This is a genomic window from Streptomyces sp. NPDC059524 (assembly GCF_042749255.1).
GTDB lineage: Bacteria > Actinomycetota > Actinomycetes > Streptomycetales > Streptomycetaceae > Streptomyces > Streptomyces xanthii.
The window spans coordinates 17439-27121 of sequence record NZ_JBHYTK010000113.1; the positions used below are offsets into that span (position 1 = coordinate 17439).

General features: G+C 69.6%; 6 protein-coding genes and 2 pseudogenes. 2 read left to right on the plus strand and 6 right to left on the minus strand.

Translation table 11 applies throughout. The features are described from left to right. The first annotated feature begins 432 nt into the window (after positions 1 to 432). A complete protein-coding gene (locus ACFW9D_RS26980; RefSeq protein WP_384625809.1) occupies positions 433 to 2127 on the plus strand; it encodes a M4 family metallopeptidase in 1695 nt (564 codons plus the stop codon). A 172-nt stretch (positions 2128 to 2299) separates the two neighbouring features. Here ACFW9D_RS26980 and ACFW9D_RS26985 read toward each other — a convergent pair whose 3' ends face one another. From ACFW9D_RS26985 to ACFW9D_RS26995, 3 genes and pseudogenes are all read right to left on the minus strand, one after another. Beyond that, positions 2300 to 3295: a hypothetical protein gene (locus tag ACFW9D_RS26985; protein WP_384625812.1), complete on the minus strand. Its 996-nt coding sequence runs from the start codon at positions 3293 to 3295 to the stop codon at positions 2300 to 2302. A 425-nt stretch (positions 3296 to 3720) separates the two neighbouring features. Then, positions 3721 to 4830 carry an NAD(P)/FAD-dependent oxidoreductase gene (locus tag ACFW9D_RS26990; protein WP_384625816.1) on the minus strand — a complete coding sequence of 370 codons (1110 nt, stop codon included), beginning with the start codon at positions 4828 to 4830 and terminating at the stop codon, positions 3721 to 3723. Between the two features lie 181 nt (positions 4831 to 5011). Continuing rightward, positions 5012 to 6264: pseudogene (locus ACFW9D_RS26995) on the minus strand (IS256 family transposase). 48 nt (positions 6265 to 6312) lie between these two features. Here ACFW9D_RS26995 and ACFW9D_RS27000 point away from each other — a divergent pair. After that, positions 6313 to 6796, plus strand: a pseudogene (locus tag ACFW9D_RS27000) (hypothetical protein). 113 nt (positions 6797 to 6909) lie between these two features. Here ACFW9D_RS27000 and ACFW9D_RS27005 read toward each other — a convergent pair. From ACFW9D_RS27005 to ACFW9D_RS27015, 3 genes are read right to left on the minus strand one after another with little or no spacing between them, the layout of a single operon-like run. Next, positions 6910 to 7554, minus strand: a complete 645-nt coding sequence (locus ACFW9D_RS27005; RefSeq protein ID WP_188341999.1) for a response regulator transcription factor — start codon at positions 7552 to 7554, stop codon at positions 6910 to 6912. Further along, positions 7545 to 8696, minus strand: a complete 1152-nt coding sequence (locus tag ACFW9D_RS27010; RefSeq protein ID WP_384625820.1) for a sensor histidine kinase — start codon at positions 8694 to 8696, stop codon at positions 7545 to 7547. Before ACFW9D_RS27010 ends, ACFW9D_RS27005 begins: the two co-directional genes overlap by 10 nt. A gap of 59 nt (positions 8697 to 8755) precedes the next feature. Then, the gene (locus tag ACFW9D_RS27015; RefSeq protein WP_384625823.1) at positions 8756 to 9460 is read right to left on the minus strand and encodes a DedA family protein; all 705 of its coding nucleotides are present in this window, start codon (positions 9458 to 9460) and stop codon (positions 8756 to 8758) included. Positions 9461 to 9683: the final 223 nt, after the last annotated feature.

Here is a 9683-nt window from a genome sequence, read left to right on the forward strand (position 1 = left end):
GCCCCCGCCTGCCCGGCACTGCGGGTGGGATCACCCCACCGGGCTGCCCCGGGTTGTTCCCCCCCCCGGGTAAACCCGGCGGGGCACAGCGGGGTATCGGGGCTTGTCACGGTGACATGGGTGCGGAACGCCGGCTCAGCGGTCCAGAGCGTTGCTGCTGCAGCCAGGCCGGTACGGCCTGCCGCGGGCTGACGCCTTCGCGAATGTTGCGGATTCCTGTGTCGTCCATGGCGGCGCATGTCGGCCCGTTTCGGAGCCTTTTCATTCCCGTGAAGAGCGAGTGCGCAAATCCGTCATCAGCGGCCCAACCCCCTTTAGTTTCCCGTGACATGTGCGCGACGGGCTGAGAGTGTCCCTGCCCATCAAGGCGATCGGCCTTGCACCGATGGGCGGCGACCCCGTCCACCTCCCCATGAGCCTCTGGAGAACCACATGTCCTCGCTCTCCCCCACACGCGGCACGGCGCGGCGTCTCGCCCTGACCTCCGGCGCCGCCGTCCTCACCGGCGTGCTCGCCGCAGGCGCCACCACCGCCTCGGGTGCCGCACCGGAGCCCCACGACAGCACCTCCGCCGCGGCCACCGCCTCGGCACTCGGCCTCGGCGCCAAGGAGAAGCTGGTCGTCAAGGAGGTCATCAAGGACGCCGACGGCACCGTCCACACGCGCTACGAGCGCACCTACGCCGGCCTTCCCGTCCTCGGCGGCGACCTCATCGTCCACCGCGCCGCTGATGGCGCCGTCAAGGACGTCACCAAGGCGGTCAAGGCCACCGTCAAGGTCGCCTCGCTCACCCCGAAGCTGACCCCGACCGCCGCCCGATCCGCCGCCGTCAAGGCCGCCAAAGCCGCGAGAAACACCGGTTCCGCCACCGACGAGGCGCCCCGCAAGGTCATCTGGGCTGCCGACGGCAAGCCCACCCTCGCGTACGAGACCTTCGTCAGCGGCACCCAGAAGGACGGCGTCACACCGAGCCGGCTGCGCGTCGTCACCGACGCCGACACCGGCAAGAAGCTGTACGAGCAGCAACTGATCGACGACATAGCCGACGGCGTCACGCCCAAGGGCACCACCGCCACCACCACAGCCACCACAGCCACCGCCTCCGCCACCGCCAAGCCGGGCAGTCCCCAGGTCGGCGCGGTCGGCACCGGTGCCAGCCAGTACGCGGGCACAGTCGCGCTCAACACGAGCACGTCGTCGAAGGGCTTCGACCTCGTCGACACCCTGCGCGGCGGCTCCAGCACCGTCGACTTCCAGCACCGCACGGGCGGCAAGGGCGTCCTGTTCACCGACGCGGACAACACCTGGGGCGACGGCACCCCCGGCAACAACCAGACCGCCGCCGTCGACGCCGCCTACGGAGCCGCCAAGACCTGGGACTTCTACAAGGACGTCCTGCACCGCAACGGCATCAAGAACGACGGCCGGGCCCCCGTCTCCCGCGTCCACTACGGCAACGCCTACCAGAACGCCTTCTGGGACGATCAGTCCTTCACCATCACCTACGGCGACGGCGCGAACAACCAGCACCCGCTCACCCAACTCGACGTCGCCGGCCACGAGTTCAGCCACGGCGTCACCTCCGCCACCGCCGGCCTGCAGTACTCAGGCGAGTCCGGCGGCCTGAACGAGGCCACCTCCGACATCTTCGGCACCGCCGTGGAGTGGAACGCGAACAACGCCCAGGACCCCGGCGACTACCTGCTCGGCGAGAAGATCGACATCTTCGGCAACGGCAAGCCGCTGCGCTACCAGGACCAGCCGAGCAAGGACGGCCGCGGCTCGGCCGACTACTGGAGCGCCGGCGTCGGCAACCTCGACGTGCACTACTCCTCCGGCGTCGCCAACCACTTCTTCTACCTGCTGTCCGAAGGCAGCGGCGCCAAGGACATCAACGGCGTCCACTACAACAGCCCGACCGTGGACGGCTCCACCGTCACCGGCATCGGCCGCGACAAGGCCGTACAGATCTGGTACAAGGCCCTGACCACGTACTTCACGTCCACCACCGACTACCACGCCGCCCGCGAGGGCACCCTGAAGGCGGCTGCCGACCTCTACGGCGCCGGCAGCCCCGAAGTCCAGGCCGTGGACGCCGCCTGGGCGGGGGTGAACGTCAAGGCCTGACCCGTACGGCGGTGAACGCGAGCGCGTGAGGGGCGGTGCCTGGGCCACCGGGCACCGCCACCGCCCGCCGTACGTCACCTGCAGCGCCGGCAGACGATCGAGGAGCGGGGCCTGCGCCCGCACCACCACACCCGGCACCTTCCTCTTCCTCGAGACCACGCCCCTGGCCAGGTCAGCAACTCCTCAACCGCGCCAGCGAATCACAGGCAGTGGCCGCGACGAACACCGGACATCGCACCGTGTCGAGCGGCGGTACCCCCTCCCTCGGCCACCTCTCGTACACGGCCCGCCCACGCGCGCTCGCCAGATGCGCGCCCACCCACAGAACCTCGGTGGCGTCGTCCGGAAGAGCCGGGTGCGCGTCGTGCGCACAGGCCCCGCCGTCACCGAGAAGCTCAAGGGCACGCTCGAAAGCCGCCACCAGCTCGGCGACGAGCTGCTGCGCCCCCTCGTGCTCGGGATCGGCCTCGACCTCCACGTACCAGGTCACGGCGGTGGCCGTGAAGACCCGCCCGGCCAGGTCCTCGCCCGAGGCCCCCTGCAGCGCGGAGGCCGCGAAGGAGAGGTCGAACGCGACGTCGAAGGTTCTGGCGAGCGGATAGCCCTCCATGATCGCGATGAGCCCCTCGAGCTCGTAGCGGTCCTCGAACGGCAGGAACGGCGGCACATCGTCCCCGGCCGAGCCCGCCCGCAGCGACTCCATCACCACGCGCGCATACCCGGCGGTGTTGCGCGGGCACAGCCACGCCTCACGAGACTGCCTTGGGTCCGGCCAGAGCCCCTCGCCGCCCGCCCCCTCGCCACCGAGCTCCCGCAGCACGTCCGGAACACACTCGAGCTGCCCCTCCAGACTGCCCTGGAACGGATGCTCCCCATGCCCGCAGGCCTCGTCCCGCAGCGCCCGCGCCACATCCGAAGCCGCACCGAACGCAGCCTCGACATCAAGGTCCTCCGGCTTCCTGGTGGCCAGATACGGAAGGGCCAGGACAAGGCCCAGCGTCCAGCGATACGCGAGCGGACCGTCCGGAGCGGCGGCCAGTTCACGGGCACACTCGGCCACGAGCCGCTCGTACTCCTGCGGATCGTGATCGACGTACTCCCGCATCTCGTCCCAGGCATCGATCAGCTGCCCCGCCCGCCCACCGGAACCCCGCTCCGCCACCGTCATCCTCCTCGTACTCGCCCACGCAACCCGCCCAGGATGACGGACCGCCAGACACGCACCGAAGCCGCCCCGAAGCCATGCGGGCCTGCTGTCCACGCGCGCTGATCGGTGGCCGGAACGGCTCGGCGCCGCAACGATCGTTGCGGCTACGCTGCGACGCACAGCCGGTGAAGGGGAAAGGGGGGACTGGTGAGCCGACCGCTGCTGTTCCTCGATGTGGACGGCCCGCTCAACCCCTATGCGGCCAAGCCGGAGAAGCGCCCCGACGGCCACACCACACTCAGATTGCCCCGAGACAGCGGAACTCCATCGCAAACCGGAGAACACTGAACAATAGTCAAGACTTGTGGATTCCTGAACAGGGCGAGAAGTGCCAGCAGGTAGACGTCGAGATTTTCGCCAGGTTGCGCCGGCGTCCGCCAGGTCCGCTAAGCAGGGAACCGATCGGGGCGGAAGTCCGCAAGGATCTGGTCTGGCTTCCCGCCGAGGATCTCTGAGGCAAGTAGTCGGCCGATGAGCGGCCCGAGCGTGATGCCACTGTGGGAAACGGCCTCGTAGTAGCCCGGTACGGACGGCACTGCACCCACTGAGGGGAATCCGTCGGCCGGGATGGGACGGTTGGACACGCGCGTCCCGGTGATGCGGGAGTTGCCCAGCGCGGGAACGATGTGCCGTGCCGATTCGCGGAGCAGCCGCGCGAGTTCCGATGGGCTTTGGTCTGCCTCGATGAGCGCGTCGATCTCGCGGCTGTGCAGGGCCACCGAAGCGTCTCCGTCGGGGCGGATCTCGATGTGCGGTGCGTGCATGGGTCGGTGAACCGGGACCCGTTCGCAGCTGATCCGGGTGACGACGCCGGGTTCCCTGCGCATCGGCAGGTGCCGTGCGACGAGCCCGGCGACGTCGCACGCGCTGGGGCCCGCCGCGTTTACGACGATGTCGGCGTCCAGGCAGCTCCCGTCGGACAGAGCGACTGTTCGGACACTCCCGTCAGCACGGGTACCGATGTCCCGGACCGCAGTTTCGACCCGCAGCTCGGCACCGGACGCAATGGCCTGGCCGACCAGGCGGCCGACGAGATGGCGCCCATGCACCCAGGCTTCGTCGGGATAGAACAGCACTGGAACCTCGTCAGGCACGGTGAGAGCAGGTTCGAGGCGGCGGCGTACCTCGATCCCCGTGAGCGCCTCGACCCGGTAGTCCCAGTCGGCCAGCAGCGCGGCCGTTTCCAGGAGCTTCGCCTCCCTCGCGGGATCGTCTGCCCAGCGCAGATGCCCGCGGGAATACCACCACGAGTCCGGCCCCAAGGTCTCGGCAAGCTCACGGTACGTAGCCATGCTCGCGACATTCAGGTCGAAGTAGGATTTGCGCACGGTCTTATTGCTGGCGTTGACCCACGAGAAAGACCAATTGGTGACACCCTCGCCTGGCTTGCCTGCGTCGATGAAGACCACCTTGGTGCCGTGCCGGGACAAGTTCCAGCCCACGCAGGCCCCAAGGATGCCCACTCCGATGACAACAACACGTTCTTGCCGCTTCACGGATCGCCCCCATCGTCGACAACCTCGTCCAGTGTCAGCCTCCGGACAGCGCTCTTGTAGTGCTTGGGCGCGATGTCGCCGAGTCGAATGCCGGACTTGACCGGGCTGGCCGCCTGCTCACCACTCCCCTGAGTGCCAGCCGTCGCCCACATCACCATGCGCGCACCCCGATGCTCGGTCGTCAGGCTGCGACGGTCTCCTCGCGTTCGACCAGGACGCCGTTCTCGAACCGCGCGCCGGCGCGGACCAGGGACACCAGGTGGGCTCCGGTGATGGCGCGCCATCGCGCTTGGGCAGACTCGACCAGCTTGAACACCCTCGCGAGCGCGGCCGCCGGGCTGCCCGCACCTCGCGTGACCTTGGTGCGGTGCTTGACCGTGGAGAAGGTCGACTCAATAGGGTTGGTGGTCCGCAGGTGAATCCAGTGCTCGGCGGGGAAGCCGTAGAAGGTGAGCAGTTCGTCCCGGTCATCGGTGATTTTCGCGACGGCCTTGGGGAACTTGGCACCGTAGGTCTTCGCGAACGCCTCGATCGCCTTCTCGGCATGTCCATGGGACTCGGCGTTGTAGATCTCCTGCATGGCCTTGGTCGCGCCAGGCTGGGCGGACTTGGGCAGGCAGTTGGTGACGTTGAGGGATTTGTGAACCCAACACCTCTGCAGGCGTGCGGATGGAAAGACCTCGGCGAGTGCCCGCCACAAGCCCATGGCTCCATCGCCGATGACCAACTCGGGGTCACGCATGCCGCGTCGGCGGCAGTCGCGCAGCAGGTCAGCCCAGGACTCGGTGGACTCGCGCAGGCCCTCGGCCAGGGCAATGAGCTCCTTCGTGCCGTCCAGGCGGACGCCGAGCAGGACCAGGACGCACGAGTGGGCCTGGCCGAGCCGGACCTTCGGGTGCACGCCGTCCGCCCAGACGTAGACGAAGTCGCGGTCGGACAGGTCCCGGTTCTGGAAGGCAGCATGGTCGTCGCTCCACTGCTTCGTCAGCCGGGTCACGGTCGCCGGCGACAGCCCGGCCGTGCCACCGAGGAACTGCTCCAGGGCGGGAACGAAGTCACCGGACGACAGGCCGTGCAGGTAGAGCAGGGGCAGGACCTCCGAGATCTTGGGCGACTTACGGCACCACGGCGCCAGGATCTTCGAAGAGAACCGCTGACGCTCCCCGGTCGCCTCATCAACCCGGCGGTCGTTGACGCGGGGCGCCCTGACCTCGACCGGGCCGGCCGCGGTAACCACGGTCCAGGGCCGGTGGTGACCGTTGCGGACCACCAGCCGCCGCCCGTGCTCGTCGGTATCGGCCGCCAACTCGGCTATGTAGTTGTTGACTTCCGCTTCAGCGCGGCGGCCAGCATGCGCCGGGCGCCCTCACGGACGATCTCGTCGATCAGAGAGCCTGATTGGGTGCAGCCGTCCTTGGTGACTACGCTGAGCACGGGCACGCCTTCCCGACCCGCGCTGTAACGCGGGCCTCATAGGAGACCATCACGGGATCATTGGGAAGGTACGCCCTCCGCGTGCCCTTTCAGGCTGATCCACAAGTCCTGAGCATTGCTCGAAAACACTCGGTCCGGCGGCGGCGACCCCTGCGGGTCTGGCTCAACCCCGAGCACGGCCAGGCCCCTCCGGCTCGACTTCGACCTGTGTTGGGCCACCACGTGGATGAACGACGCCAACCGATGGCTCGCCCCCGTACTCGGCCTTCCCGAACTCCCTTTCGTCGACTTCGGCGACGCCCTGTTCCGAGAACGCCCCGACGGGGTCCACTGGAAGACCGGCCCGCTGGTGGACTACGCGAACGGTCGCCCCTTCGCATGGGTGGACGACGAGCAGAGCGATCTCGACGAGGGTTACGTGAGCACACACCACGAGGGCGCCGGTCTCCTCCACCACGTCAACCCGCGAATCGGCCTACGCGAGGACGACTTCCACACGCTCGCCGATTTCGCTCGGTCACTGAACACCTGACAAGCCACTGCCAAGCCCCCCACCCCGCGATCATCGTGAGACGCGACCAAGCCCTACCGGCATCGGCCGAATTCAGCAGCCCCCAAAGGGGAAGGCTCGGCCCCGGGCCCGCGTCACGCCTCCAAATAGCGCAACACCGCCAGAATCCGCCGGTTGTACCCCGTCGTACGCGGCAGTTCCAGCTTGTCGAAGACCGCGTTGAGATGCTTCTCGACCGCGCTCAGCGACAGGTGCAGCCGCTCGGCGATCCCACTGTTCGTGTGCCCCTGCGCGAGGACCTCCAGGACGTCACGCTCGCGCGGGGTGAGCCGGGCCAGCGGATCGGCGCGGACGGAGCGGCCGACGAGCTGGCGCACGACCTCCGGGTCGATCACCGCGCTGCCCGCCCGGATCCGCTCCAGCGCGTCGAGGAACTCCTCGACCTGCGCGACCCGGTCCTTGAGCAGATAGCCGATGCCCTCGGCGCCGCCCGCGAGCAGTTGGGCCGCGTAGGTGCGCTCCACGTGCTGCGACAGCACCAGCACTCCGGTGGCGGGGCGGCGCGCGCGGATCTCCAGTGCGGCCCGCAGCCCCTCGTCGGTGTGCGTGGGCGGCATGCGGATGTCGACGACGACAGCGTCGGGACCGTACGAGTCGACGGCGTCGGGCAGCGTCGTGGCGTCCCCGAACGCGGCGACGACCTCGTGTCCCTCCTCCACCAGCAGCCGCACGAGCCCCTCGCGCAGCAGGGTCGAGTCCTCGGCGATGATCAGGCGCATGGCAGCTCCGCGGTGATGGTGGTGGGTCCGGCCGGTGGGCTGTCGACGCGCAGTCGGCCGTCGAGTGCTTCGACGCGGCCGCGCAGTCCGGCGAGCCCGGTGCCGTGCGGGTCGGCTCCTCCGCACCCGTCGTCCTGGACGGAGATGGTCAACACACCTGCCGCCACTGTGAGTCGGACCTGGACGCTGGTCGCCTGCGCGTGCTTGGCGGCATTCGTCACCGCTTCCGACACCACGAAGTACGCGGCGGTCTCCACGGGCCGGGGGAGCGGCCGCTCCAGGCCGTAGTCCAGGCGCAGCGGGACCGGGCTGCGCTCGGCCACCCCGCCGAGCGCCTCGCGCAGCCCCGGCCCGTCGAGCGCCGACGGATACACCCGCCACGCCACCTCGCGCAGTTCGGTGAGCACGTCCTGCGCCTCCTCGTGGGCCTGGGCCAGGAGTGCGGCGGACTGCTCCGGGGTCCGGCCGGGGCGGCGGGCGCGGCCGAGGAGCATGGCGAGGGCGACGAGTCGTTGCTGGAGGCCGTCGTGCAGATCGCGTTCGATACGGCGCCGCTCGGCGTCGACCGCGTGCACGACCGCGGCGCGGCTCGTGGCCAGTTCGTCGATGCGCTGGCGCAGCAGTTCCCGCTCGGAGGGGCCGAAGGTGTCACGCGCCAGCCGGGCGTCGAGCGCGTACAGGGAGCGCAGGCCCTGCACGCCGAGAAAGAGCAGCGCACCGCCCAGCAGCACCTGCCACAGCAGCTCGACGACACCGACACGTCCGCGCACCAGCGCGGCTGTGAACACGCCGGCCAGCACCATGCCGAAGCCGAACAGGGCGAGCGTGACGGCGGTGACCGTTCCGGCGTACGCGCGCGTGGCGACGTACCGCAGGACTGTCATGTCCTGGGGGACGTAGTGCAGGGGGAAACGGTCGCCGAAGAAGACGGTGCGACGACGCCGCTCCAGCCCCGCGATCCGACGGGCCCCCGTAACCAGGGCCGCCCGCGCCCCGGTCCGGGTGCGGGGCCACAGCAGGAACGGGCCCAGGACGACGCCGGCGACGGCGAGCCACACCACCCCCACACACGCGGCCACGCACCCGAGGAGCACCCCGACCGACCGCCACAGCACCCCGCCCGCCCCTGCCGCACCGGCCACCCCGGAACTCCCTCTGGCCTCCACCGGCCTCACCCCTGTCACCAGCACAGAAGCCGAGCCTAACGGGCCTGCTCGATCTCCGTCCGGCGCTCGCGATCACGGTGCCGCCCCCGTCCCGGGCCCCGGCCCCGGCCCCGAAGCCGTACGACGACATACGCCGCCACCGCGGTCACGGCCGCCGCCAGCACGACCTTGGAGATCACACCCACGTACGTCTCCACGAGATCCCACCGCTCACCCAGCCAGTAACCCGCGAGCACCAGAACCGAGTTCCACGCCAGCGAACCGACCGCGGTCAGCGACAGAAACACCGGCAGGCGCATCCGCTCCACCCCCGCGGGGACGGAGATGAGACTGCGAAAGATCGGCACCATCCGCCCGATCAGCACCGCCTTCGTCCCGTGCCGCTGGAACCACGCCTCCGTCTTCTCCAGATCGGAGACCTTCACCAACGGCAGCCGGCCCCACAGCGCGTACATGCGCTCGCGGCCGACGGCCCGCCCGATCCCGTACAGCGCCGCGGCACCGACCACGGACCCGAGCGTCGTCCACAGCAATGCCGAGAAGAGACTGATGACACCCTGTCCCGCGGCAAACCCGGTCAGCGGCAGGATGACTTCACTGGGCAACGGCGGAAAGAGGTTCTCGAGCGCGATCGCGAGACCGGCCCCCGGCCCGCCGAACACATCGACAAGATGCGCCGCCCAACCGGCGACGCCAGTGGTGGGCTCGGCAGCGGCGGCGGCCGAAGTCACGAGGTACATGCGAAGTCTCCCGGCGTGGTGATCGACTGCTCCGAGGCGGGCGCCCCGAACCCCACCCACGCTAGAAACCGCAGCTCAGCACCACTACGAGGTCAACCGTCCGGCCATCTGCGGTGATCCCGCGCATCGCCCTGCGGGTTTCCGCCCGGGCGCCGCCCGGTGCCCCACTTTCGTTTTAACCCCGATACTCTGCACGGGGGCAGTGTGGCGGTTTTTTGCCCCC